The organism is Euhalothece natronophila Z-M001 (genome assembly GCF_007904085.1).
In the GTDB taxonomy this organism is placed as follows: Bacteria; Cyanobacteriota; Cyanobacteriia; order Cyanobacteriales; family Rubidibacteraceae; genus Halothece; species Halothece natronophila.
Genome location: NZ_CP042326.1, coordinates 1,974,121 through 1,998,047, shown reverse-complemented (window position 1 = coordinate 1,998,047; position 23,927 = coordinate 1,974,121). Strand labels below are relative to the sequence as shown.

The window sequence follows — 23,927 nt, the reverse complement described above, 5'->3', positions numbered from 1 at the left end:
TTATCGCGCTTGGGAGAAAAATAACACGGGATACCAGCTACTACGAAGAACTTCATTAGCAAAACTGGGAAGTGTCCACTGGAGTAAGCCTCCCCGATCATCTGAACCTACCGCGATCGCGCTTACATCTTCATTAATGACACCTTTCACAATCTCCAATAAAGGAGTCCCTATTTCTACTCGAGTCTCCACCGTTAAGCCCACACTTTCTAAGTCTTTTTGAACTTCAGTAATCCGCTTTTCTGCTTCCTGTTTACGGGCTTCGAGAGTTTCTCGGGGTAATCTGCCCCCTTCTTGAATCACCCAAAAGAGGAAACATTTTTTAAGTGCTGAAGTCCCATCCTGTTGCACATATTTCTTAATTTGTTTCACTAAATATTGAGCAGCTGCACTGTCATTGTAGGGAATTAACAGCGATCGCCATAAATGCTGACATCGTAACTCTAGCTCTTCTTTGGTATAAACTGAAATATGATTAGGGCGGAAAATCATTAACGGGGCGGAAGTAGAACGAGCTAAAGTTAAACTGGTGCTACCAAATACTTTTTCTTGTAGAAAACTGCGAATCGGTGTTCCTGCTAAAACCACATCAATTTTTTCCTGCTGAACAATCCGAGGAATTGTATCACTAGGTTTTCCATTGGGAACTTCTACTTTTACCTCTACGCCTTCTGGAATGTTCTCTAAAGCCACTTGTAACCTTTTTTTAGCGGCTTCTACTTTTTCTTCATCAACGTGGGGAATTTCTCCTTCTTCCCAATAAGGAACACTATGAAGAAAGACAATATAATTTAAGCCTGACGCGCTCAGACTCGAGACATAAGAAGCAAAACGATCTAGACCATCGGTAAAATCAGTGCAAATCAGACAACGCTTAAACATAAAGAAGGGCTTGAATAAATTCTGGAAAAATTCATTGCTAATCTGGCTCAATTACCCTAACTTTACCATAGGAAATCTGATAATGGTTGCTCCATCAATAACTATTAACTGAAACGCCCCGTTTTCCCCAGCTTGTTCAGCTTTTAGAGACCAAGCAAGAGAGAGAGGTCGATCAGCTTTTATACGAGTCTAGTAGAGACTACGCAGAATAGCCTTGATCAATTCCCCATTCGTGCTTAATAAACTCCTTATACATATTTTCTCGCGTTAACATTTGCTCATAGAGCTTGACTAAGAACTCTTGGGCTTGTTCACGGCTCATGTGTTGCACTTGGCTCTCAAATGAACGTAGGTTGAATTCTTGTTCTAAAGATAGTTCCATAGCTTACCTCACAATTTTTCAGGTTTAGGGCAAAGCAGTTAACTTTGTTAACAATTATAAAGAATGCTTGACATTTATTTCAATCTTCCTTTGGAAATAGTTTTTCTTCCACAAAGTGGATTTCTGGTTAATATAGCGAACCTGAACTAGAATAAATTGTTCAATTTGAACACAATGTTTAACTTTTTTTCCCTAAATAAAAGCCTAAAATACTAGCGATGAGAACCGCTTGCACGGTAATTAAAAGCGTTAAACTCTCTTGTCGTTGTTCTATGGGAAGGGCTAGAGTAATGCCAAGAAATGACCCAATGAGGCTTAAACCGTAGATGATGACCAGTAAAATTAAGACAGAATTCATAGTGATTGATGAGTGAATTAAATTCTTATACCTCTGACTATACTCCTACATTGAAAAAATTAATGGTAGAGGTAAAAATTTCTAATTTTAAGCAACTTAGTCAGCAAGCAGGGGTGTCGGAAAAACAAATTTTGCACTTAAGGCGGGGTAAAATTAAACAAATGCGTTTAGAGGTCTTGCTTGCTCTTGCTTCGACTTTATCAATTTCGTTAGAGGAGTTAGTGCGACAATTTTCCCCTGAAAGTATTTCCCCATCTAGGGAGAAGCAATCATCGCGAGAAAAATTTGAACTGGAAAGTTTAGAAATCCTTGAATCATGGCTTTTACAATGGCCCACTGCTGTAAGCGCGATCGCGCAAAATCCTGATTTACCAGCACAACGAGTAATAAAATTACTTAATCCCGTAGAAAAGTTAATTCAATCGTGGGGAGTCTCCAAAATTGGACAGGTGGGGGAAGAAATGCCTTATAATCCTCAGAAGCACCAATTGTTATCAGGGAATGTAACAGCAGGTGAAACAGTGCGAGTGCGTTATGTAGGCTATCAAAAAGGTAATAAGCTCTTATATCGGGCAAAAGTTGAACCCATAGATTAGCTACAATAGTAAGCATAAGTCTAAAGCGTATTTTGAAGAGGAGACAAGGAAAATGCCAGTTGCTGTGGGAGTAATACAAACTGATGGGTTTCCGCCTGTTTTAGCGGCAGCGGATGCGATGGTGAAAGCAGCTTCCGTTACCCTCGTTTCTTTCGATAAAGCCGAACGGGGTCAATTTTTTGTGGCTGTGCGTGGAGTAGTTTCGGAAGTGGAACGTTCTATGGAAGCAGGGATTGAAGCAGCGGAAAAACAAGCCTACAACGGAAAAGTGCTTACTCATTACATGATTCCCAATCCCCCTGATAATTTAGAAGCAGTGATGCCCATTGCTTATAGTGACGAAGTAGAACAATTTAGAGTTTAAAATTAGTCTAAAATCATTTTAAAACGTAATTAAACATTAAGGAGCGATGTGAATGTCTCTAGATGCGGTTGGTAGTCTTGAAACGAGAGGATTTCCGGGAGTTTTGGCGGCAGCAGATGCCATGGTCAAAACAGGAAGAGTAACGTTAGTAGGATATATTCGAGCTGGTAGTGCGCGGTTTACGATTATTATTCGCGGTGATGTCTCAGAAGTGAAAACAGCTATGGATGCAGGGATTCATGCTGTTGATAAAGCCTATGGCGGTGTTTTAGAAACTTGGGTCATTATTCCCCGTCCCCACGAAAATGTGGAATGTGTGTTACCCATTGCTTATAGTGAAAATGTGGAACGTTTCCGAGAAACAACTGAACGCCCGCTAATTGGTTCGTCTCAAAATCAATCGTAGCTAATTAGTCATTGGCACTCTCTAGTTTGCCTTTTCAACGATTTTTATTATCCCCACAAGGAATCCCCACAAGGAGGGGTAATTAGCCCTTTCTTGTTATGATTCATGGGAGTGGAAGCTGCGAACCGTTATTTCTTTTTTCAATTGTTCTCCTATTCGATCCTCCACTATATCTAAATCGTAATCCATTTGTAATCCTAGCCAAAAGCGAGGTGACATATTGAAAAAATAAGCTAACCGCAAGGCGACATCGGCTGTTATTCCCTGTTTATGATTAACAATATCTTTCATCTGCTGAGTTGGAATGTTTAACGCCAAAGCAACTTCACTAGGATTAAGATTCATTGGCTTTAAGAATTCTTCCAATAAAACTTCCCCAGGATGGACAGCATACAATTTATCTTCTTTCATTTGCTTACCTCAATGATAATCAACAATTTCTACATCTATAGCATTACCTTCTTCCCATTTAAAGCAAATTCGCCACTGGTTATTAACTCGGATGCTATATTGGTTTTGGCGATCACCAGTTAAGCGTTCTAAACGATTTGCTGGTGGAACTCGTAAGTCTTGAAGTGTTTCTGCGCGGTTCAACATTCTTAGCTTTCGGAGGGCTACTTGTTGAATCTCGGATGGCAATTTACGCGACTTACGACGATTAAATATTTTTTCTGTTTCTTTATCCTTAAAGTTTCGGATCACTTTTTCTACTCATAATTAAAGACTATTATATAATACTTAAACTATAAATTTCTCTGGTTATTTAATAGATTTGTAATGGCAATAACATAAGTGAAATCGACATGAAAGTTGTTTTTTTTGGCACACCTAATTTTGCGATTCCCACCCTTGAAGCCTTAATTCAAGACTCAGAAATTGAGGTTTTAGCTGTGGTAACTCAGCCAGATAAACCAAAAGGGAGAGGGAAAAAATTGATTCCTTCTCCTGTTAAGGAAATGGCAACTAGCAATAACATTCCTGTTTTACAACCGAAGCGAGTCAAGAAAGATCAAGCCACCTTACAGCAACTACGAGAAATGGAGGCTGATGCGTTTGTGGTAACAGCCTATGGGCAAATTCTCTCAGCAGAAATTTTAGAAATGCCTCGTCTTGGTTGTATTAATGTTCATGGCTCAATTTTACCCCAATATCGTGGGGCTGCCCCCATTCAGTGGAGTTTATATAACGGAGAAGCTGAAGTGGGGGTGACAACGATGTTGATGGATACGGGGATGGATACGGGCGCGATGTTATTAACTGCCTCAACGCCTGTGTCTCTGTTGGATAATGCAGAAACAGTCGGGGAAAGATTAGCTAATATTGGGGGAGAGTTATTAGTTACAACCCTTTGGCAATGGGATCAGGGAAATATTGAAGCAACTCCCCAAAATGAGGCAGAAGCCACTTATGCGCCCTTAATTGGCAAGCAGGATTATGAGTTAGATTGGTCAAAAAGCGCGATCGCGCTCCATAATCAAATTCGAGGCTTTTATCCTTCTTGTACTACCTCTTTACGCGGTGAACCGTTAAAAATTCTTGCCACCATTCCCCTAGGTGAACCTTACTGGTCAGAACTTCCCCCTGATTATAAGTCCTTACAAGAAAAATGGGACAATCTCACCCTCCAAACAGGAGAAGCAGGAGAAATTGTCGCAGTAATAAAAAAATGGGGGGCTGTTGTACAAACTGGAGAAGGTTTCCTGTTACTCTCACAAGTACAACGTTCTGGTAAACGCCCCCAGTCAGGTTGGGATTTTGTTAATGGAATGCGCTTAACTGTGGGAGAAAAACTATCTTTCGGGTAAGGTTAAAATTTCTACTCCCTCTTTAGTTACCGCAATGGTATGTTCAAATTGTGCCGAAAGTTTGCCATCTTTAGTAACCGCTGTCCATTTATCAGGTAACATTTTTGCTTCGTGAGTTCCCTCATTAATCATGGGCTCAATTGTAAAGACCATTCCAGGGCGAATCCGTTTTCCTTTTCCTCGCGTGCCATAATGGAAAACCTGTGGCGCAGTGTGAAAGACACGGTTAATGCCATGTCCCACAAAATCTCTAACGACAGAAAAGCCTTGGGCTTCAGCATATTCTTGAATCGCTGCCCCAATATCACCAATTCTTCCCCCTGGTTCAACTGCCTTAATTCCCCGCATTAAACATTCTTTGGTCGTTTCAACCAGCTTTTGTGCATTGGGAGGGGGCGTTCCCACCATAAACATCCGCGAAGTATCCCCATGATAGCCATCTAAAATTGGGGTAACATCAATGTTAATAATATCCCCATCTTTGAGAATTTGCTTTTCATTGGGGATACCATGACAAATTACTTCATTGACACTGGTACAAATAGACTTGGGAAAGCCATGATAGCCTAAAGGCGCACTGGTTGCCCCATGGGCTTGTGTCCAACGTTCTGCTTCATCGTTCAGTTCTAGGGTACTAACTCCCGGTTTAACAAGAGGTTCTAAGTGATCTAAAAGGGCAGCCGCTAAACGACCTGCTTCGCGCATTTTGTCGATTTCTCGACTCGATAAAAGAGTAATCCTTTCGCTTCCCATGCGTCCTAACGGTAACTGAGCCTTTTCTATGGTATCAAATAATGTTATTTGTCCTTCGTTGTTTGTAAACCAATGACCAATGACTAATGACTAATGACTAATGACCAATAACTAATGACTAAATATCACATTTCAACCTCGGATAGTTGCCCATTTTGAATATGCCAACAGTTATCAGCAACAGGGGTTAATTCTTTGGCATCGTGAGTGACCACTAATAATGTCCAATGTTCCTTCAGTTTGACTAATAACTTCGCAAGTTGACCGCGCATGGACCAATCTAAACCAGCTGTGGGTTCGTCTAACATCAGAATATTGGGGCTACGGATTAATTGAACCGCTAAGGCTAATCGCCTTTGTTGCCCACCGCTAAGGGCATTAGGAGAGGTGCTAAAAGAGAGATGATCTAATCCCACTTCTGCTAACGCATCCTTAACTTGGTTCATACTCAATTCAGGATGACCAAAGCGTAATTCTTCTAGAATTGTATTACCGCAAAAATGACGTTCTGGAAACTGGAACACTAAGCCTGCAATTTCTTGTAAATTATAGGATATTAGACTTTGGTTGCCCCAGTAAATTTCCCCTGAAGTGTGTTCGGCTAAACCAGATAAAATTTCAAGGAGGGTACTTTTTCCAGACCCACTGGGGCCAATAATTAATCCTAGTTGTTGCGGCGGAAGTTTCAGGTTAATATCTCTTAAAATTGGCTGTGGCGTTGCTGCAGGGTGATAACTAATTTGGTTTAGTTGTAACATAGGGTTAATTGACCATTACTTGTTTTAGCAGAAGGGCTGAGAATCCTACGACTACAATTTTAATTTAGTCGGTAGATGAATCAGCCCAGTTGTAGTAAGATAAATCAAGTAGGCCTTATATTCAAGAGCTAATCGCCACCTACTAATTGATACAGAATTAATTTCTGAGAAACCTTCAACCGAGGGGCATCCGGGAGAAGTAAAATAAAGCTCATCGAGTATCCGAACCGATAGGTGGAGTTGGTGAGAAGCCCCAACCACATCGAAAGATTGGTTGGGGAGTATGTCACTTTAATGATGGATTTTTATAACCATGAAAAGTTTACTGTCTCATGTTAAAAAGGGTAGTGTTGCTACCGTTGCTGGCTTGCTTCTTGTCATCAATATTAACCCAGCGTTTGCCGGGGATCCCTTTCGGACGAGTAACCCCCGTTCTATTAGCGATAACACAGAAGCTGCGTTTGAAGCCATGTTTAAAGATGGTAACTATAACGAAGCTAGAACCATATTGGGACAAGTTGGAAATGATGCTGATCCCCTAGCTTATGCTTTAATGGCTTCTCTGGCTTATACGAATGAAGAGTGGGAAGAGGTGAAAAGAGCAGCGGATCAAACAACAGCAGCAGCGCAAAGAATTGGCGATGATGATCCCCTACGTAGGGAATTATATTTAGCGGTTGGTCATTTTTTAGAGGGGAGTTATCTGTATCAAGTCCGAGGTCCTTTTCAAGTTATGCGGAAAGTCCAACAAGTATTTCACCATTTAGATGCAGCAGAAAGACATGATTCTAGTGACCCTGAGTTGAATTTGGTGAAAGGGTATATGGATTTAATGCTGGCAGTTAATTTGCCCTTTATCAACATTGATAGCGCGATCGCGCAGTTTCAGAATAACGCCGCTCCTAGTTATTTAGTAGATCGCGGATTAGCAGTTGCTTATCGGGACTTAGAAAGATATGATCGAGCCCATGATGCAGTAAAAAAAGCCATTAGCGCCACGCCTGATAATCCTGAAATTCATTATCTTAAGGGACAAATTCTGTATCATCGAGGACAGGAAGCCAAAGATACTGACTTATTACAAAAAGCAGTGAAACACTTTGATGAAGCGATCGCGCGATCGGATCAGCTTCCCGAATCTGTAAGTGGTCCTTTTGAAAGAGAACGCCGGCTTGCCCAAGAACTTTTAGAGGAGTACCAAACCGCGCAACGTTAGCAACTTGTTTAGCATAATAAGCGAGAATCCCCCATCCACAATCTTTGATTTGGGTGGGGATGAATCGCTATCAATCGAGGAGGTTCAACACCCCTGAAATTGATAACTTTCTGATCTGTTCTCTTATTACTTCGTGCGTGGCTTCTACCCTTATGTTTACAGTAAGAGAGAAGTTGCTGATATTCTTCCTCAGTACATCTTATGGTTATTTGTTTCATTAATTAATGTCAATGTGAAAGTTATGTATTATATTAAAGGTAATACGGGTTAATTGATGAAAGCAATGCGAGTTTCCTATCAATATCGCCTCAAACCTGACAAAGACCAAATAGCCAAAATTGAGAAATGGCTAGAATTATTAAGGTGTCAATATAATTACTTGTTAGGTCAAAGGTTTGATTGGTGGGAAACTCATCGCACGGCTGTTAACTCATGCCTTTTAATCTGTCATCTCCCAGAGTTATCTGACCGTCCCACTTATTTTTCGCAAAAACAAAGGCTAACTCAACTGAAAAAGGATAGACCTTGGTACAAAGAGGTTCAGTCACAAGTCCTTCAAGATTGTGTAAAAAGAGTTGACTTAGCTTTTCAGCGTTGGCTTAGAGGGGATAAGAATGGGAAGAAATCAGGTAAGCCAAGATTTAAGGGAAAAGGACGTTATCGAACAATTCTTTTTCCACAAGTCAAACCTGATTGCGTTCAAGGTGATTACATCACCTTACCTAAGTTTAAGACAATTCGGTTGATTAAACATCGTCCTCTACCCGATGGGTTCAAGATTAAAACCGCTCAGGTAACAAGGAAAGCTGATGGTTACTACTTAACGCTTTCTCTAGAAGATATCTCAGTTCCAGAGTCAACCATTGACATTGTTCCCACCTCAGAAAATACGTTGGGAATTGATCTGGGATTGAAGGACTTTTTGGTGAGTTCTGAAGGTGAAAAAGTAGAAATTCCTCAGTTTTATCGAAAAGGACAAGATAGACTCAAAAAGCTACAGCAGAAGGTTTCTCGTCGTCAGAAAGGAAGTAAACGCTATCAAAAAGCAGTCAAGCAACTAGGAAAACACCATCAGAAGGTTGCTAGACAGAGAAAAGATTTTCACTTTAACACCATTAAATCAATTCTCAGCAAAGGAGATGTAATTGCCCATGAAAAACTCAACATTAAGGGACTTGCCAAAACCAAACTAGCCAAATCCATCTATGATGCTGGTTGGGGGACATTTCTAAGCAGGTTAGCTGTCAAAGCCGAGAATGCTGGGCAGTTAACGGTAGAAGTTAATCCCAAAAATACATCACAAAATTGCTCAGGCTGTGGCAAGAAAGTTCCGAAGAAGCTATCAGAAAGAATCCATAATTGTCCTCATTGTGGTCTTTCTATAGATCGAGATCAAAACGCAGCCATAAATATAAGAAATTTGGCGGCAGGGATTTCCGTCAGTAGTAAAGCTCAGTCACGAACCGAAGCGCAAGCTGGTGCTCCTGAGAAGCTGAGGGGCTGTCATCTGAGGTTTCCTCAGATGTTTATACGCCCCGTCCAACCACATTCCGTAGGAATTGGTTGTGGGTAATTCACCGATTATAGTTTGATCAGCTATGATTCATTTAATCTAGGTCAATGACTCCAAGACAACGCTTAAAAGATATTACCCAACTTTTTCTCAAATTAGGCGTGATTGGTTTTGGAGGACCTGCTGCCCATATTGCCATGCTAGAGGAAGAAGTAGTGACACGGCGAGGGTGGCTAAATCGATCGCGCTTTCTCGATTTAATGGGGGCGACGAATTTAGTTCCTGGCCCTAATTCTACGCAAATGGTGATTCATGTCGGCTATATTCATGGGGGGCTATTCGGGTTAATTTTATCAGGGGTTGCCTTTTTAATGCCAGCAGCCCTCATTACAGGAATATTGGCTTGGATTTATGTTTCGTTTGGAGATTTGCCACAAATTGAACCCCTATTTTACGGGATTAAACCTGCCGTGTTAGCTGTGATTCTCGGCGCGTTATGGAAACTGGGAAAAAAGGCAGTTAAAAGCTATCAAATTTTTCTTATTGGTGTCGCTGTTGCCATTTTATTACTACTGGGAATAGATGAAGTAGTGGCGTTACTCCTTGGGGGAATTGGGGGAATGTTACTACTAAGATTACGGGATTATTTAGCCAAAAACCGAATTGAGGGATTAATTGCTGGAATAACCATGGCAAGTCTGCTACCGACTGCCACTGCTACAGAGACAACTAGACAACCAACTCTTTGGAATCTAGGCTTTTTTTTCTTTAAGGTGAGTTGTATTTTGTTTGGTAGTGGTTATGTGTTAATTGCTTTTATTGAACGAGAGTTAGTGAATCAATATGGCTGGCTAACCCAAGGTGAGTTATTAGACGCGATCGCGATCGGGCAATTTACCCCAGGCCCTGTGTTAACCACTTCGACTTTTATTGGTTATCTTGTTGCTGGTATTTCGGGGGCAATTGTTTCAACAATTTCTATCTTTTTCCTTTCTTTTGTATTAGTGGGACTTCTCAATCCCATTATCCCTAAATTACGAAAATCTAAATGGAGTAGTGCCTTTTTAGATGCGATTAATGTTAGTGCCGTCGCGTTAATGGCTATTGTTACTCTACAACTTGCCCAAACCTTATTTTTAGAACCTTTAGACTATATCGCAATGTTAATTTTTGCTGTCAGCGCGATCGCGCAGTTTTGCTTTCAAATTGGTGCGTTATGGCTTGTCTTAGGCGGGGCAATGTTGGGATTAATATTATAGTCATTCCAAATAAAAAACAGCAACTTAAAAGTAGTGGGAGCATCTTGCTCCCTAGTAGCAGCCAAGATGGCTGCACTACGGAACTGAATTGGAACGACTATATCTCCTTTTTCTTAAAAAAAATCCCCCCAAAAAAGGGAGGATATTAAATCTAATTAAGCAAGAAACTTAATTTTAGAACAAGCCTAAAGTTAGAGATTCATCTAATGGATAAGTTGCACCAATACCTAACCAGAGAGTCACAACTGTACCGAATAAGAATACTGCAGTTGCGACAGGACGACGGAAAGGGTTTTGGAACTTATTGACATTTTCAATGAACGGAACCAGGATTAACCCTAAAGGAATCGCACCCATCGCGGCAATTCCTAACAGTTTGTTGGGAACAATCCGTAAAATTTGGAAAACAGGGTAAAGATACCATTCAGGAAGAATTTCTAACGGCGTAGCAAACGGATCAGCAGGTTCGCCAATCATTGCAGGGTCAAGAACTGCTAGCCCTACACACAAGCCAATTGTGCCTAAAATAACAATAGGAAATGTATAAAGTAGGTCATTGGGCCAAGCAGGTTCGCCATAGTAGTTATGACCCATTCCTTCGGCTAATTTTGCCCGCAGTTTGGGATCACTTAAATCAGGTTTTTTTAAGGTGGACATTATTTCTTGTTCTCCTCTTGACAGTGTTAAAGACAGCTTCTGATGAGGTTTGGTTTATAAAGGACCCGAAATACCTTGTTTCCGAATCATGATAAAGTGCAGTAGCATAAACACTGCAATCAACCAGGGTAAAACGAAGGTATGCAAACTATAGTAACGGGTGAGTGTTCCTTGTCCCACACTTGCACCACCGCGGATCAATTCAACAATTAAAGGACCAACCCCAGGAATAGCTTCGGGGACACCAGAAACAATTTTCACTGCCCAATAACCAATTTGATCCCAAGGGAGAGAATAGCCGGTTACACCAAAGGAAACAGTAATTACGGCTAAGACAACTCCAGTAATCCAAGTTAATTCCCGAGGCTTTTTGAAGCCACCAGTGAGATAAACTCGGAAAGTATGAAGAATCATCATTAATACCATCATGCTGGCTGACCAGCGATGGATTGAGCGAATAAGCCAACCAAAGTTGACCTCAGTCATTAGATATTGGACAGAAGAAAAGGCTTCGGTGACCGTGGGCTTATAATAAAAGGTCATTGCAAAGCCCGTTGCAAACTGAATTAAAAAGCAGGTGAGTGTAATTCCACCGAGACAGTAAAAGATGTTAACGTGAGGCGGAACGTATTTACTAGCAATGTCATCTGAGATCGCCTGAACTTCCAGACGCTCGTCAAACCATTGATAAATTTTAGAATCCGTTACTTGTTTTGTGAACATGAAGCCAGAGTTCCTAGACTAAAAGCGTATTATTTTGCGTTCCCTTGACAATTTTGACAATCATAATCCCCTTCTGCCGTGAGTTCCCACTCAGGGAAGAGGATTTTTAGGGAGGGTTATGAGTGGAATTATTACTTTTTCCTACATGAACTTTAACATAGATACTAATATTTTGGCTGGCTACACCTATAAACTTGCACTTCTAATGGCTTTGTAGTGCCCTGATACAGGAGGTGAGTTAGAATGAACTTACAAGCTATTAAAAGCGCGATCGCGCAAGGGCAACCTTGCCCATTTTCCAGCATTAGAAGGATTATGGATTGATTAACAAGGCAACTGGAATCAAGCCCACCAAATTGTGCAAAATTCCCGAGAGCAAGCGTGAAGAACGGGATATCGGAAATGCAAATTACTGGTACTGACGTGCGGGAAATTCACCCAGTCAAGATACCTTAGCAGCAGAATGGGAAAGAATCGAACAGCAACTTTGTGCAAAAGCTAAGGATTTTGTTTCTCTTTGATTAATGACAGCGAAAAGGGGAAAAGCGATGTAGCACTAAGTAGTTATGAGGAGAATAGCTAATTAAGGATTCCTCTTCCAATTCTTGCAATACTCGTGTTGCAGTTACGCGAGTCGTTCCAATAGCTTCTGCTATTTCTCGATGGGTTAATCTTAGCTCAATGATCACTTTCTGGTCATAAAGACAACCGAATTTATAGCCCAACCAGTTGAGAAAACATTCTAAGCGACGACGAATTTGCCCATGTCTAATTCGTAACAGTTCCTGCATTTGTTGAATATGAGCAAGCATAATTGGTTCAATTTCCCAATATTGATTAGATTCTATGCTCATTACTTTTGTTTCAGTTAAACATTCTAGGTAACATGGTTGTACATAAGTCAGAGGTTGTCCTATAACATCTCGTTTTCCCCAAAAGCCTAAAGGAATTATACTGCGATTTTCAGAGAGGGCAAAACTACGAACCGCCCCCTCTTCGATTTTCCACAAAATATTTGGGTTGCAGGGAATTTTGTCTCGTCGGCTAAAAGTATGAACGGCAAAACGGTCAATCGTGGATAGCTGCAGGTTAGAATTGGACATAAGCCTTGCTTTAAGTGATTACTGTCGCGATCGCGCTTTATTTCTCGTTATTGTAATCATGGCAAATGAAGAGTCAGTGAAATTTATGGTTGTCGCACACGATAAACTTGATGACAGTCCAAACATTGCTGACGAGCTTGATTTAAAGCCTCAGAAACTTCTTCTTGAGAAGCCTGTTCAGTAATTGCTGATTTTAGAGACGCTAGGCGATCCTGAAAGGCAACTACAATTGCAGTGAACTCGTCTGGTTCATCCCAAATTAAAGGCTTTGCTCCCCATTCTCCTTCCTCCATGGCTGTTTCTGGCGGAAACCCTTGGGTAAGAAATTGGTTAATTGCCATCAGACTTTCAACATGAATCAGAGCTTGATCGGAAAAAGGAGCATTTTCATCAATAATTGCTTCTAAAGAGCGGTAATGAGCGGATAACCCTTGCATTTGTTCACGACGATAGTTAATGATTTCCTCGGCTACTGCTTCATTTTCAGGAGGAGATAGTTCAGAAATGGGAGTGATGTCTTGAGTTTGTTGGTCTAGCTCGCAACTACTAATCGGGATAATTACAGCGATCGTCAGGAGGAAAATTAAACTAATCTTAAATAAGCGGGTCATGTTCCTTATTTATAAAACGATTATCATTCTATTACAAGCAAAGCATTAATGCAACTTATAATAGAAGACAATCACCCCTCACCAAAACCATTCACTCTTCTTAAAAGTTGTATGAATTTTTTTTATGGCTAGTCATGCTCTAGGTAATACTTAATACCACCCGTCCATTAACATCTCCATTTTTCAGACGTTCCATAATTGTATTGACATGATCTAAAGGTTGCGTCTCGATTTGAGCTTTAACTTTTCCTTCCGCTCCAAATTGTAAAGCCTCACGTAAATCAGTACGAGTTCCGACAATAGAACCGCGAATATCAATTCCCTTTAAAATCATCTCAAAAATAGAAAGGGGAAATTCACCGGGCGGTAATCCCACCATAGAAAGAGTTCCACCTCGCCGAAGAGTACTCACAGCTTGTTGAAAAGCCTGTGTTGAAACCGCAGTTACCAATGCCCCATGAGCGCCACCAATTTTGTCTTGAACTGCTTGACCGGGGTCAGTTTCAGTGACATTAATTGTTTCTTCAGCCCCCAATTGTCTCGCTAATTCTAACTTCTCTGGGGTACGAGATAAGGCAATAACATGAAGCCCCATCGCTTTGGCATATTGCACTCCTAAATGACCAAGTCCGCCAATGCCAGAAATAACAACCCAATCTCCGGGTTTGGTATTGGTTTCTTTCAGTCCCCGATAGGTAGTAACCCCTGCACATAGAATTGGAGCAGCTTGTGCTGAGTCTAGAGGTTGCGGGATTTTAGTGGCATGATCGGCATCGGCTAGAACATACTCGGCAAATGTTCCATTGACACTATACCCTGTATTTTCTTGAGAGAGACATAAATTTTCTCGCCCACTGACACAATACTCGCAATAAGAACAAGAGGTATGTAACCAAGGGATTCCCACATGATCTCCTTCTTTTAAATGAGTTACGTTTGGGCCTACTTCTACAACATGACCAACCCCTTCATGTCCAGGAATAAAGGGAAGATTGGGTTTAATGGGCCAATCTCCATCAGCAGCATGAACATCGGTATGACAAACTCCGCTCACCTCAAGTTTCACAAGAGCTTGCCCAGCCTCTGGTTTAGGAATCTCTACTTCCTTTAGTTGGAGGGGTTTGCCAAATTCTTCGACTAGGGCGGCTTTCATCGTATTACCCATAACGCTTCTCCTAAGACCGACTTTTAATGTCTGATCGTATGAGCAAATGTTTATGAAATCAAGATTCAATATCCCTGCATAAGTATTGACTCTTTGACCTATGGGAGAAGTGAAGGTAACAAGCAGGAAGCAATGATGAAGTTCTTTACTAAAAATCAAACTGAAAGCATTTTCAGCTTAGTTATGTTGGTAGTCCCCTTAGTCTTATTCACAACAATGATTACATCTGAAGTTACTAATAATTCTATTGTGCGCGATCGCGCTATCAATGCTGATACTACAGATAATAGCTGGTATTTTAATCTTCCCCGTCGCACCAATCGCCCAGTCATTCCCTAAATAATCATGGAACATCTAAAGGATCATGCTAACAGTCCAAATGGGCTGTTTTTTTAATGATTGGCTGATAGTTCAAAATTCATTTGATTTGCTGTGCATAAAATAATAATCTCCAACCTAAAGAAGTAATGAACGTAAAAAATTGAAGACTGAATATAGAAAGATTAATTTGGAGGTTCTTATGTCTTATCCAAAAATTACCCGTAAAAATCAATCACAATGGTTATTTGCTTTATTGGTTTCTATTGTCGCTACTTTATTTGGATTTAGTAATCTTGTTTGGTTTTATCAACAAGTGTTTGACAATGATACAGTCAGTCAAAATCAAGTTCTGGGAAATAATCAAAACTTTTCTAATTCATTAATGTAACTGAGATTGAATAGATCACATATTTCTTGAAGCTCCTTTTTTATACATGATTTTGAAAAATTTTAGGAGTTTTAAGAGATTACTGCACAAGCTAATAACACTCAATATGGGGGTAGTCTTATTTTTAGGCTACTCTTGATTTATTCAATATTTTTTATTACTTTAATTTGATTTTGATTGTTTGATTATAATTCAATTTTATTATTTTTTGATTGACTTAAAAATCTCTATAATCAGTTATAATTATCTGATTTTTTGCCAGTGCTTGTTTTGCTTTTTGTTGAAACCCTTTTTAAATATATAGCAATCCTAAATCAGTTGTAAATTTTTAGTTGGGATCCCCCCTTTAATTCCCCCCTTACTAAGGGCAGGGCTGTTTCATTCTCGGGGTAAAATTGTAAATGTAAAGCGCGATCGCGATAATAAATTAGTGGCGCGATCGCGCATTTTTAGAAAAATTTCTAAGATGTCTAGTTTAATCAATTTCTTAAAACAAGTCAATGATTGGCGCGATCGCAGTGGACAAAGACACCCCTTATGGTGGATACTTTTAATTGTTATTTTAGGATTAATGGTAGGCTGTTTAAGTTATAGAGATCTATCTGCTTTTGCTAAGAATTATCAGGACTATCTTCTTCGCATTGCGAAAAATCCGCAGCTTAAAGTTCCATCCTATTCCACTATTAGAAGAATAATGATGGGAATAGAAAATGACAAGTTAATTCCAATTTTTAATCAATGGGCAACTCAATTATCTTCAGAAGAAGAAATTCCAGATTGGATCGCAGTCGATGGCAAGAGCATTAAATCAACTTTAACTGATTACTACGGAAATAAACAGAACTTTGCTTCGATGGTTTCTTGGTTTTCTCAGGAAAATGGATTGGTTTTAGCCTTGGAAAAATTGGAAAATAAAAAGACTTCAGAAATTCACTGTGTTCGACATATGGTGGAAAATATGGACGACAAATCAATCGCCAAGTCTCTGTTTTTGAAGTTACAGAAAATCTTCCTAACATTTGGCAAGGAAGCCAGTATTTTATTAAAGTAGAAAGGAAAGGTTATCGAAAAGACAAGTTTTATCATCAAATCGTTTATTATTTAAGTAGTTGTTATCAAACAGCTAAAAAATTTAGTGAAAAAATTCAGGGACATTGGGGAATTGAAAACCAACTACATTGGGTCAAAGACGTTATTTTTGCTGAAGATACCTCCCCGTTACACCATCTTCAATCAGCAGTCAACTTTTCAGTTTTAAAGACCATTTGTCTCAATCTTTTTAGATTATTAGGCTTTTTATCAATTACCGAAGGGCGAAGATGGCTTGGACAGAGGCTTTGGCTACTCCCCATTTTGATAGAATGAAACAGCCCTGCTTACTAAGGGGGGTGGGGGGGAAGCCTTCGGCACGGCTTCAGCCTACGTAATGTTGAGCTAGTTTTTACAAATGAGATCATGTTGCTATAGTAAAGCTTTCCTACCTGCATAAGTATTAACGATAAAACCTATGGAAATATTGAAGGTAATTGAATAATGTTTAGGAAATAATTATGAAACTATTTAACCAACGCCTAGCAAAAACTATTCTGAGTTTATTCCTTTTAGCAACCCCCCTAGCCTTATCAGCAACTATGATGGATACTGAGGTTGCTATTGCTTCTGATCATTCTACTTTAAGTTCTCCGAATAATACGAATTTAGCTTACAATATACCTGAGCCAGAATCACCTGTTACTCCTCAAGTAGAACCACCAGAATCAGCGCCAAATCCAATTGAACCACCTGAAACTATGCCAGTAGAGCCACCAGAATTACCATTCTGGTAACTAATTAACTGATTTAGGCTATTGAAATGCTCCACGCCATTGGAGCTTAATTTGATCCACTAACCTGAATCTATTTCTTAATTATTTTAGGGATTATTTAATTATAGAACAGTCCGCACTTTATTTTTTAGTTTAACGAACTTAATTAAGATTTTAACCAACAGTCAAAATGAGCTGTTTTTTTAGATTTACTGATCGTTAAAAGTTAATTTAATCTATAACTGCATAAAACACTCATTTCCCACCTAAAGAAGTAATGAAGATGAAAGTTAACAAGATGGAGGACAGCAAATGTTATTCACCAAAATTGCTAAATTCGGATTATCCGCTCTAATTGCTAGCACAGCTCTCACTAGCTTAAGCTCTCCTGCTACGGCTGAAGCCATTTCTACTTCTAATTCTGAAAGTGTAATGACTCTAAGTTATGCTCAAAATGATATCGATACCCAGAGTGTTAATCCTGACCTGAATGGTAAATGGTATTTAGAATGGACAGAAGGTGGCGTAAAACATCAGGGTAAACTCTTGATGAACGGTGACTCTGGAAAGCTCTATGTTGATACCGACGTAACTCGGCGACCGATTCGGCAAAACATAAGACTTCAGCGCACTCGCAAAGGCTTTATCCTGCAAGGCTCTAATCCTACCCATCCTAATTATTCTCCAGACCAATTTCATTTTGAGCTTGGTAACAACCCTAATGACATAATCAATGTCGAAAACTGTAGCACTGGTCCCTGTTTCCCAGTTAAAGCTAGACAAGTTTGGTCGAGATAGAGACACAGCTAAGAGATAGGAATAAGGGAGATGATGGCACAATTACTTTCAAAAATTTTCCTTTTCCTCACTTTACAAATTCATAATATTAAGTCATTTTTTTGGGTAGCAAATTTATAATTTAGGGTGCAGAGTTTGTCTAAAATGATTAGCTGATGTTTAAAACTGTAAGAAACTACTTACCATTTATTTCCATTCCTGTCGCAATTGCCTGTAGTAGCGTAGCCTTTGCTGAAGAACCCTTGAGACGGGCGAATGTTTATCAATCCATTAATGAGGTGTTTATTAATGAGACAGAAGTTAGTGACGAGGAAAGACTGATTCCGGGAGATTTATTAGAAACTGGTACTGATTCTAGGGCAGATATGTTATTCAATGAAGGTACATTAGCTAGAGCACCCTCTAATACCGAATTTCATTTTCGAGCAGGCACTAGACGCTTTGAACTAACCGATGGAACCGCCCTCATTATTCTTCAACCTGGAAGCAGTGAAAGAACTCTCAGAACTCCCACTGCAGAAGTTACGGCTGACGCTGGAACAGTGTTTTGGGTGAGTTATAATCCCGAAGCCAAGCAGACAAGAGTTGGAGTTTTTGCTAATCCCAAGACTTCAGTTCAGGTTTCTGGGATTGAACCCTATGCAGATGAGTCAGTGGAACTAGAAGCAGGTCAAGTTATAGATATTGTAGAAAGTAGCATGAGTCCAACTCAAGTATTTAGCTTACCCACTTTTTATGAAACTAGTGGGGTTGCTGATGGCTTAAGACCAGGCGATGATCTGTCTCATTACCCCTCACAAATGCGGGAAATTTTAGAAACAGCACAAGAAAATACCTCTTTAGCCGTACAAGAACAACAGGAAGAATTACAAGAAGAAGGCAATCCCAGTGATAATTTTGAACAGGAAACTATGGAGGTTGATGGCGTTGGTACAGAATGGGGCGAGATAGACGTTATTGAAAGTGCAAGCGAGGAAGATTGTGGCAAATTTGGTTTGTCATGTCTTTTTTAAGGATGAAAATTAGAAGTTGAAATGCTATGTGTCCAATTGGCGTTAAAAGCAGTACCAAAAATGATCAAACCTCACAAGAGATTGCAAAGTTTTGGGGGTTACTCATTGGGGTTAATGAGTATCAAAGTCAGGATTTAAATTCCTTGAATTACTCCGCCGCCGATTGTCAGGATTTAAGTAAGGCATTAGAAGAGGTGACTCAAGAGTTTCCTCAACGTGAACTGCTTACTCATCATGACTATGCCCTTAATTCCCCAACACTAAAGGTTGTTAGAGAAAACTTAAAACGAATTGCCAGTGAGGCAACAGAAAAAGATAAAGTCGTTTTCTATTTTTCTGGTCACGGCGTTCTTGAACCTGATACCGAACAAGCGGTTTTGTGCCTTCAGGATACGAATTTTGATGATTTAATTGGAACTGGCTTAGTAATTTCAGAAGTATTAGAACTACTTGGCAACTGTGCTGCTTCAGTTCAGTTTATTTGGCTAGATGCTTGTCATAGTGGCGGATTAAACTGGCAGTCTTCTCTTAATAATCCCACGCCCCAGCTCATTCAACGTTTGCAAGAACAAGCCACTTATAATCAAGGTTTCTATGCGTTATTATCCTGCGATCGCGCTCAACAGTCATGGGAATTTCCTGAAATTGGACATGGCATTTTTACGTACTACCTGATTCGAGGCTTACAGGGAAACGCTGCTAATGAAAACGGCCTCATTGAAGCGGATCAACTTTACCGTTACATTTATCATCAAACCCTACAATATATTGATCAAACTAATCAACAACTGCGATTAATTAATCAACAAAAACGGAATCGAGGAGAAGCCAAGATTCAATCGGAATATCCCCTACAAACCCCTAAACGAATTGTTGAAGGGGTAGGGGAACTCATTTTAGGTAGAACCCCTCAAAGCCAATCTTCTGTTTATCCTCGTCGCGCCCTTGTCATTGAACCGCCCCCTCAAACCCAAACCAGTTTAGAATTAGGAAAAGTCTTGCGCGGTCGCAGTCAATTTGAACTGAATTATTGCTTACCGAATCAAGCCTCCTCCCTACAATTACAACAAGAAATTCAAACTTGTCTGCAACTAGAACATCAGGAAGAAAACGAAACCGTCTTACTGTATCTCCGAGGAAATGTTGAGATTGAAGAAACAGGAACAGTTTATTTCACCTTCGGGGAACAAAACCGTATTAGCTTATCTTGGCTAGGTAAACAATTAGCAAGGGCTAGCCATGCCCAACAAATTATTATCCTTGATTGTGGGGATACTGCTTACCTTAACCAGTGCCTTGAAGAATTAAAATTAGGAACTGATTATGGGCAATGTTTAATCGTTGCTAGCTCAGGAGAAGAAGCCCCAGATCGCTTTATAAAAGCAGTTTTAGAAACCCTAACCGTAGAACAAGTTGGCTTATCCGTAGCAAGTTGGATTTATCAACTCAAAGCCCATTTAGCCACCACCACTATCCCCCTAGAAATTTGGCTTTCAGGAGGGCGAGGGGTGATCGAAATTGTCCCAGAGACTCAAACGGGAACAGCAGTTAATCTCGATTTAGGGCTTTGTCCTTATGTGGGGTTAAGAGCGTTTCGAGAAGAAGATACTGCCTATTTTTATGGTCGAGAAGGATTCACCCAAAAATTAATTGCTGAACTCTATCACCGTTCTTTTTTGGCAGTGGTGGGGGCTTCTGGGAGTGGGAAGTCTTCAGTGGTTCAGGCCGGGGTGATTGCCCAACTCAAACAGGGGAAACAATTACCTGGCAGTGAGCAATGGCGCATTTGCTATTTTCGCCCCGGAGAACATCCCTTAAATAGTCTGATTCAAAGTCTAGCAGAGGAAACAGAAGAACAAAACCAACTGGAAGGCCTATTGTATCAGGGCGTAGAAGGATTGGTTTGTTGGCTCAGGGCTTGTTCTGAACCGATGGTCGTATTTGTGGTTGACCAATTCGAGGAACTGTTTACCCTTGCTTCCCCTGTGGAACGATCTCAATTTCTAGAGTTGTTATTAGGAGTTATTAACTATGCCAGCGATCGCGCTAAACTTTTAATTACCCTCCGAGGGGACTTTGTTACCTATTGCTTAGAATTTTCCGAATTAGCAGCGCTCCTACAACAAGCCAGTTTCTTTGTTTCCCCCATTTTATCGGAAGCCGATTATCGTAACGTCATCATTAACCCTGCAAAAAGTGTGGGCTTACAGGTAGAACCAGCCCTTGTGGAAATCCTCTTACAAGACATTGGTACAGCTACAGGAAAACTTCCCCTATTAGAATTTGTCTTAGAACAACTGTGGCAATACCGTCAACAGGGAATCCTTACCCTGGAAGCTTATCAAAACCAAATTGGCGGATTAGAAGGGGCTTTAGAAAAGAAAGCCAATGCGGTTTACGAAAGTCTTGATGCTGAAGCCCGTCGTTGCGCCCAGTGGATTTTTCTAGCTCTCACCCAAGTGGGAGAAGAGATGGCTGATACCTCCCGTCGGATTAGTAAGAGAGATTTAATTGTTAGTAAATATCCCTCTACTTTAGTCGAAAGAACCTTACAGACGCTCGTGGAAGCTAACTTAGTGGTAGTTGATTTAGATCATCCCCAGACCCCAGAAGGAAGTAGCAAAGGGGAGGATAACCCATTACCAGCGTCCCAACCTTTATCAGAATTTCCCTTAGAAACCAGCATTGAAATTGCCCATGAAATTCTCATTCATCACTGGTCAACGTTACGGTGGTGGTTAGAGCAAAATCGGAATCGCCTCCAACTGCAGCGCCAACTAGAACAAGCCGCCAAACTGTGGCACAACAATGATCAAAATCCTGATTACCTTTGGCAAGGAGCGCGACTTGCCCAAGCAGAAGAGATTTATATCAAGTCCACTGATGAATTATCCCCACAAGTACAAGAGTTTATTGAAGCTGGAATCGCCCAACGAGATGCAGCCCAAAGACAAGCCCAACGTCGTTTGAGACGCGCGCAAGTAGCGGCTGCGACCATTAGCATTTTAGGAATCATGGCAACGGCTTTGGGAGGGTTTGCGTATTGGCAACGGCAAGAAACCTTAATCAGTCAAGTACAAACGCTCAATGCCTCGGCAGAAGCCTTATTTGATTCAGATCAGCCCCTTCAAGCTCTGGCAACCAGTTTAGAAGCAGAACAACAACTGGGAGAAATTACTTTTTCCTCACAAGAGTTAGAGTGGGAAACCGCTAGCACCCTCCAAAATTTGTTACATCATACCCACGCCCGTAACCGCTTGTCTGGGCATACTGAAACGGTGCAAGCTGTGGATGTTTCCCCCGATGAAACGTTAATGGTGTCTGCGAGTTGGGATGGCACGATTAAACTCTGGGAAGCCAATGGGGAACTAATTACCACTTTGGAAGAACATCAGGGGGAAGTGATGGATGTTCACTTTCATCCCGAAGGGGAAAGGTTTGCCTCAGTGGGTTTAGATGGCACAGTTAAATGGTGGGATACCGAGGGAACACTAATTAATCGCATTACCACCAATCAAGCCCTGAATCAAATCCGTTTTAGCCCGAATGGAGACACAATGATTACTGCTGGAGAAGATGGCGCGATCGCGCTTTGGGATGATGATGGCAACCAGCAAGAAGCATTTATCGCCCATGAAGAAGGGGTTAATCGTCTTAGTTTTAGTCCTGATGGTCAATTTCTCGTTTCTGCTAGTCAACAATCTTCTGTCGTGAAAGTTTGGGATACCGAAGGAAACCTCCTAGAAGAATTAGGCGACTACGAAGATGGGATTAGCGATGTGGCTGTTAGCCCTGATAATGAATCTATTGCGATTGCGACGTTATCAGGAGAAATTCAGATTAAAGACAGGAATGGGAATGGCAATATCGACTTACCCAAACAGGAAAATGCGATCATGAGTGTTGGGTTTATGCCCAATGGTAAAGTAGTCACTGCTGATGCAGAAGGAACAATTAAGGCTTGGTCATTAGATGGAAAACAGCGATCGTCTGAGGTGAGTTTAACCGCGCATCAAGGGGCAGTGCGCGATTTTAGCTTTTTCCCTGAACAGAATATTCTAGTTTCTGCTAGTGATGATCAAACTCTAAGAACTTGGGAACTGCCAGACTCAGAAAATGCGTCTCATGAGGGAGAAATTTATACAGTGGCGTTTTCTCCAGAAGATCAGCAAGTGGCAACTGCGGGTTGGGATGGTCAAATTAACCTATGGCAAGATCAGGAACTTACTAAAACGTTAGAAGATCATAATGAAAGTATTAATAGCCTGAGTTTTAGCCCTGATGGAAATTATCTTGCCTCTGGAAGTGCTGACACTACCCTGAAAATTTGGGACTTACAGAACGAAACACAGCAAACTCTCAGGGATCATCAAGATCTTGTCACCAGTGTTGACTTTAGCACAGAAAATCAGCTTCTTGCTTCGGGAAGTGATGATGAAACAGTGCGAATTTGGGATTATAGGGGAGAACGACAAGAAGAATGGGTTGCCCATGAAGGAGGAGTAACCAGTGTTCGCTTTGCACCGCAAGGGGATTACTTAGCCTCTACTGGATATGATGGTAAGGTTAAGCTCTGGGAAACCGATGGGACACTAAAAAAGACACTTCCCGCCCAAGAGCCTGCAGTGAGTGAAATTGCCTTTAGTCCTGATGGAACACTTCTCGCTAGCGCAGGATGGGATAATACCATTCAGATCTGGTCAGATGGGGAACTTTTAGAAACCCTAGTGGGACATGATCAGGGAGTGACCAGTTTAAGTTTTACGCCAGAAGGTAATATTCTCGCCTCTGGTAGTAGTGATGGCACAGTTAAACTCTGGAATCCAGAAACGGGAGATAATCTTGCTACTTTAGAAGGAGAACTACCGCTTCATAGTATTAATTTTAATCCACAAGGGAATCAGTTAGTGGCAGGGGGAAGTAATCCTCACTTAAAATGGTGGGAGTTTGATTTAGCCTCCTTACGAGAAAAAGGCTGCGATCGCGCTTCCGATTACCTCACTACTTCTGATCCTGATTCCTCTCTTTGTGAAGGGTAAAATAACCAAAGA

At 40.7% G+C, this 23,927-nt stretch carries 27 protein-coding genes; 15 read left to right on the top strand and 12 right to left on the bottom strand.

Features of this window, described 5'->3' with window-relative positions:
* The 3 genes from FRE64_RS09680 to FRE64_RS09670 all read right to left on the bottom strand — a co-directional run bounded on the left by FRE64_RS09680 (window position 1) and on the right by FRE64_RS09670 (window position 1,622).
* A complete protein-coding gene (locus FRE64_RS09680) occupies window positions 1-882 on the bottom strand; it encodes a universal stress protein (RefSeq protein WP_146295879.1) in 882 nt (293 codons plus the stop codon).
* Window positions 883-1,081: 199 nt separating this feature from the next.
* Window positions 1,082-1,264 (bottom strand): NblA/ycf18 family protein, encoded by a 183-nt coding sequence (locus FRE64_RS09675; protein ID WP_146295878.1) that lies wholly within the window; start codon window positions 1,262-1,264, stop codon window positions 1,082-1,084.
* 178 nt (window positions 1,265-1,442) lie between these two features.
* The gene (locus FRE64_RS09670; RefSeq protein ID WP_146295877.1) at window positions 1,443-1,622 is read right to left on the bottom strand and encodes a hypothetical protein; all 180 of its coding nucleotides are present in this window, start codon (window positions 1,620-1,622) and stop codon (window positions 1,443-1,445) included.
* Window positions 1,623-1,630: 8 nt separating this feature from the next.
* Between FRE64_RS09670 and FRE64_RS09665 the strand changes: the two genes are divergently transcribed.
* Genes FRE64_RS09665 through FRE64_RS09655 form a run of 3 tightly spaced genes read left to right on the top strand, consistent with a single transcriptional unit; the run spans window position 1,631 to window position 2,988 of the window.
* Complete coding sequence (locus tag FRE64_RS09665) at window positions 1,631-2,218, top strand: helix-turn-helix domain-containing protein (protein ID WP_222597804.1); 588 nt, start codon at window positions 1,631-1,633, stop codon at window positions 2,216-2,218.
* A 52-nt stretch (window positions 2,219-2,270) separates the two neighbouring features.
* A complete protein-coding gene (locus FRE64_RS09660) occupies window positions 2,271-2,582 on the top strand; it encodes a BMC domain-containing protein (protein WP_146295876.1) in 312 nt (103 codons plus the stop codon).
* 52 nt (window positions 2,583-2,634) lie between these two features.
* Window positions 2,635-2,988: a carbon dioxide-concentrating mechanism protein CcmK gene (locus FRE64_RS09655; RefSeq protein WP_146295875.1), complete on the top strand. Its 354-nt coding sequence runs from the start codon at window positions 2,635-2,637 to the stop codon at window positions 2,986-2,988.
* Window positions 2,989-3,084: 96 nt separating this feature from the next.
* Here the strand turns inward: FRE64_RS09655 and FRE64_RS09650 are convergent, their stop codons facing one another.
* Together FRE64_RS09650 and FRE64_RS09645 are read right to left on the bottom strand one after the other, a co-directional pair.
* A complete protein-coding gene (locus tag FRE64_RS09650) occupies window positions 3,085-3,399 on the bottom strand; it encodes a HigA family addiction module antitoxin (protein ID WP_146295874.1) in 315 nt (104 codons plus the stop codon).
* A gap of 9 nt (window positions 3,400-3,408) precedes the next feature.
* Window positions 3,409-3,690 carry a type II toxin-antitoxin system RelE/ParE family toxin gene (locus FRE64_RS09645; RefSeq protein ID WP_146295873.1) on the bottom strand — a complete coding sequence of 94 codons (282 nt, stop codon included), beginning with the start codon at window positions 3,688-3,690 and terminating at the stop codon, window positions 3,409-3,411.
* 101 nt (window positions 3,691-3,791) lie between these two features.
* Here FRE64_RS09645 and fmt point away from each other — a divergent pair, with 101 nt between their 5' ends.
* Entirely contained in the window at window positions 3,792-4,793 is a 1,002-nt protein-coding gene (fmt, locus tag FRE64_RS09640; RefSeq protein WP_146295872.1) for a methionyl-tRNA formyltransferase, read from the top strand.
* Here fmt and map read toward each other — a convergent pair.
* Window positions 4,779-5,546, bottom strand: coding sequence for a type I methionyl aminopeptidase (gene map, locus FRE64_RS09635; RefSeq protein ID WP_146295871.1), 768 nt, complete (start codon window positions 5,544-5,546; stop codon window positions 4,779-4,781). The two genes, fmt and map, sit on opposite strands and share 15 nt — an antisense overlap.
* A gap of 125 nt (window positions 5,547-5,671) precedes the next feature.
* Window positions 5,672-6,304: an ABC transporter ATP-binding protein gene (locus FRE64_RS09630; RefSeq protein WP_146295870.1), complete on the bottom strand. Its 633-nt coding sequence runs from the start codon at window positions 6,302-6,304 to the stop codon at window positions 5,672-5,674.
* A gap of 313 nt (window positions 6,305-6,617) precedes the next feature.
* On the opposite strand from FRE64_RS09630, the gene FRE64_RS09625 reads away from it, so the two are divergent.
* The 3 genes from FRE64_RS09625 (at window position 6,618) to chrA (ending at window position 10,292) form a co-directional block, all read left to right on the top strand.
* On the top strand, window positions 6,618-7,520 hold the full coding sequence (locus FRE64_RS09625; protein ID WP_146295869.1) for a Sll0314/Alr1548 family TPR repeat-containing protein: 903 nt from the start codon (window positions 6,618-6,620) through the stop codon (window positions 7,518-7,520).
* Window positions 7,521-7,803: 283 nt separating this feature from the next.
* Window positions 7,804-9,093 (top strand): RNA-guided endonuclease InsQ/TnpB family protein, encoded by a 1,290-nt coding sequence (locus FRE64_RS09620; RefSeq protein WP_246140282.1) that lies wholly within the window; start codon window positions 7,804-7,806, stop codon window positions 9,091-9,093.
* Between the two features lie 47 nt (window positions 9,094-9,140).
* Window positions 9,141-10,292 carry a chromate efflux transporter gene (chrA, locus tag FRE64_RS09615; protein ID WP_146295868.1) on the top strand — a complete coding sequence of 384 codons (1,152 nt, stop codon included), beginning with the start codon at window positions 9,141-9,143 and terminating at the stop codon, window positions 10,290-10,292.
* Between the two features lie 174 nt (window positions 10,293-10,466).
* On the opposite strand, the gene petD is transcribed toward chrA, so the two are convergent.
* The 5 genes from petD to adhP form a co-directional block, all read right to left on the bottom strand.
* On the bottom strand, window positions 10,467-10,949 hold the full coding sequence (gene petD, locus FRE64_RS09610; RefSeq protein ID WP_146295867.1) for a cytochrome b6-f complex subunit IV: 483 nt from the start codon (window positions 10,947-10,949) through the stop codon (window positions 10,467-10,469).
* A 54-nt stretch (window positions 10,950-11,003) separates the two neighbouring features.
* A complete protein-coding gene (gene petB / locus FRE64_RS09605; RefSeq protein ID WP_146295866.1) occupies window positions 11,004-11,672 on the bottom strand; it encodes a cytochrome b6 in 669 nt (222 codons plus the stop codon).
* A gap of 521 nt (window positions 11,673-12,193) precedes the next feature.
* Entirely contained in the window at window positions 12,194-12,775 is a 582-nt protein-coding gene (locus FRE64_RS09600) for a Crp/Fnr family transcriptional regulator (protein ID WP_146295865.1), read from the bottom strand.
* 83 nt (window positions 12,776-12,858) lie between these two features.
* Complete coding sequence (locus FRE64_RS09595) at window positions 12,859-13,386, bottom strand: c-type cytochrome (RefSeq protein ID WP_146295864.1); 528 nt, start codon at window positions 13,384-13,386, stop codon at window positions 12,859-12,861.
* A 139-nt stretch (window positions 13,387-13,525) separates the two neighbouring features.
* Window positions 13,526-14,551 (bottom strand): alcohol dehydrogenase AdhP, encoded by a 1,026-nt coding sequence (gene adhP / locus FRE64_RS09590; protein ID WP_146295863.1) that lies wholly within the window; start codon window positions 14,549-14,551, stop codon window positions 13,526-13,528.
* A 216-nt stretch (window positions 14,552-14,767) separates the two neighbouring features.
* Between adhP and FRE64_RS18090 the strand changes: the two genes are divergently transcribed.
* The 8 genes from FRE64_RS18090 to FRE64_RS09560 all read left to right on the top strand — a co-directional run bounded on the left by FRE64_RS18090 (window position 14,768) and on the right by FRE64_RS09560 (window position 23,915).
* On the top strand, window positions 14,768-14,890 hold the full coding sequence (locus tag FRE64_RS18090) for a hypothetical protein (protein ID WP_281286860.1): 123 nt from the start codon (window positions 14,768-14,770) through the stop codon (window positions 14,888-14,890).
* Between the two features lie 181 nt (window positions 14,891-15,071).
* Complete coding sequence (locus FRE64_RS09585) at window positions 15,072-15,260, top strand: hypothetical protein (RefSeq protein WP_146295862.1); 189 nt, start codon at window positions 15,072-15,074, stop codon at window positions 15,258-15,260.
* Window positions 15,261-15,726: 466 nt separating this feature from the next.
* Window positions 15,727-16,311: an ISAs1 family transposase gene (locus FRE64_RS09580; RefSeq protein ID WP_449265784.1), complete on the top strand. Its 585-nt coding sequence runs from the start codon at window positions 15,727-15,729 to the stop codon at window positions 16,309-16,311.
* Window positions 16,194-16,625, top strand: coding sequence for an ISAs1 family transposase (locus tag FRE64_RS18440; RefSeq protein WP_449265788.1), 432 nt, complete (start codon window positions 16,194-16,196; stop codon window positions 16,623-16,625). Before FRE64_RS09580 ends, FRE64_RS18440 begins: the two co-directional genes overlap by 118 nt.
* A 185-nt stretch (window positions 16,626-16,810) precedes the next feature.
* Complete coding sequence (locus FRE64_RS09575; RefSeq protein ID WP_146295861.1) at window positions 16,811-17,086, top strand: superantigen-like protein SSL4; 276 nt, start codon at window positions 16,811-16,813, stop codon at window positions 17,084-17,086.
* A gap of 291 nt (window positions 17,087-17,377) precedes the next feature.
* A complete protein-coding gene (locus tag FRE64_RS09570; protein WP_146295860.1) occupies window positions 17,378-17,863 on the top strand; it encodes a hypothetical protein in 486 nt (161 codons plus the stop codon).
* A 155-nt stretch (window positions 17,864-18,018) separates the two neighbouring features.
* A complete protein-coding gene (locus tag FRE64_RS09565) occupies window positions 18,019-18,876 on the top strand; it encodes a FecR family protein (protein ID WP_146295859.1) in 858 nt (285 codons plus the stop codon).
* Window positions 18,877-18,902: 26 nt separating this feature from the next.
* Window positions 18,903-23,915 carry an nSTAND1 domain-containing NTPase gene (locus FRE64_RS09560; protein WP_146295858.1) on the top strand — a complete coding sequence of 1,671 codons (5,013 nt, stop codon included), beginning with the start codon at window positions 18,903-18,905 and terminating at the stop codon, window positions 23,913-23,915.
* Window positions 23,916-23,927: the final 12 nt, after the last annotated feature.

Excerpts from the sequence above, each read along its gene's own strand:
- FRE64_RS09660 (WP_146295876.1), top strand. The coding sequence starts at position 2,271 with ATGCCAGTTGCTGTGGGAGTAATACAAACTGATGGGTTTCCGCCTGTT.
- FRE64_RS09680 (WP_146295879.1), bottom strand. The coding sequence starts at position 882 with ATGTTTAAGCGTTGTCTGATTTGCACTGATTTTACCGATGGTCTAGAT.
- FRE64_RS09670 (WP_146295877.1), bottom strand. The coding sequence starts at position 1,622 with ATGAATTCTGTCTTAATTTTACTGGTCATCATCTACGGTTTAAGCCTC.
- FRE64_RS09575 (WP_146295861.1), top strand. The coding sequence starts at position 16,811 with ATGAAACTATTTAACCAACGCCTAGCAAAAACTATTCTGAGTTTATTC.
- adhP (WP_146295863.1), bottom strand. The coding sequence starts at position 14,551 with ATGGGTAATACGATGAAAGCCGCCCTAGTCGAAGAATTTGGCAAACCC.
- FRE64_RS09595 (WP_146295864.1), bottom strand. The coding sequence starts at position 13,386 with ATGACCCGCTTATTTAAGATTAGTTTAATTTTCCTCCTGACGATCGCT.
- fmt (WP_146295872.1), top strand. The coding sequence starts at position 3,792 with ATGAAAGTTGTTTTTTTTGGCACACCTAATTTTGCGATTCCCACCCTT.
- FRE64_RS09580 (WP_449265784.1), top strand. The coding sequence starts at position 15,727 with ATGTCTAGTTTAATCAATTTCTTAAAACAAGTCAATGATTGGCGCGAT.
- FRE64_RS09630 (WP_146295870.1), bottom strand. The coding sequence starts at position 6,304 with ATGTTACAACTAAACCAAATTAGTTATCACCCTGCAGCAACGCCACAG.
- map (WP_146295871.1), bottom strand. The coding sequence starts at position 5,546 with ATGGGAAGCGAAAGGATTACTCTTTTATCGAGTCGAGAAATCGACAAA.
- FRE64_RS09560 (WP_146295858.1), top strand. The coding sequence starts at position 18,903 with ATGTGTCCAATTGGCGTTAAAAGCAGTACCAAAAATGATCAAACCTCA.
- FRE64_RS09655 (WP_146295875.1), top strand. The coding sequence starts at position 2,635 with ATGTCTCTAGATGCGGTTGGTAGTCTTGAAACGAGAGGATTTCCGGGA.
- FRE64_RS09665 (WP_222597804.1), top strand. The coding sequence starts at position 1,631 with ATGAGTGAATTAAATTCTTATACCTCTGACTATACTCCTACATTGAAA.
- FRE64_RS18090 (WP_281286860.1), top strand. The coding sequence starts at position 14,768 with ATGATTACATCTGAAGTTACTAATAATTCTATTGTGCGCGATCGCGCT.
- FRE64_RS09600 (WP_146295865.1), bottom strand. The coding sequence starts at position 12,775 with ATGTCCAATTCTAACCTGCAGCTATCCACGATTGACCGTTTTGCCGTT.
- FRE64_RS09620 (WP_246140282.1), top strand. The coding sequence starts at position 7,804 with ATGCGAGTTTCCTATCAATATCGCCTCAAACCTGACAAAGACCAAATA.
- chrA (WP_146295868.1), top strand. The coding sequence starts at position 9,141 with ATGACTCCAAGACAACGCTTAAAAGATATTACCCAACTTTTTCTCAAA.
- FRE64_RS09570 (WP_146295860.1), top strand. The coding sequence starts at position 17,378 with ATGTTATTCACCAAAATTGCTAAATTCGGATTATCCGCTCTAATTGCT.
- FRE64_RS09675 (WP_146295878.1), bottom strand. The coding sequence starts at position 1,264 with ATGGAACTATCTTTAGAACAAGAATTCAACCTACGTTCATTTGAGAGC.
- FRE64_RS09565 (WP_146295859.1), top strand. The coding sequence starts at position 18,019 with ATGTTTAAAACTGTAAGAAACTACTTACCATTTATTTCCATTCCTGTC.
- FRE64_RS09650 (WP_146295874.1), bottom strand. The coding sequence starts at position 3,399 with ATGAAAGAAGATAAATTGTATGCTGTCCATCCTGGGGAAGTTTTATTG.
- petD (WP_146295867.1), bottom strand. The coding sequence starts at position 10,949 with ATGTCCACCTTAAAAAAACCTGATTTAAGTGATCCCAAACTGCGGGCA.
- FRE64_RS09625 (WP_146295869.1), top strand. The coding sequence starts at position 6,618 with ATGAAAAGTTTACTGTCTCATGTTAAAAAGGGTAGTGTTGCTACCGTT.
- petB (WP_146295866.1), bottom strand. The coding sequence starts at position 11,672 with ATGTTCACAAAACAAGTAACGGATTCTAAAATTTATCAATGGTTTGAC.
- FRE64_RS09585 (WP_146295862.1), top strand. The coding sequence starts at position 15,072 with ATGTCTTATCCAAAAATTACCCGTAAAAATCAATCACAATGGTTATTT.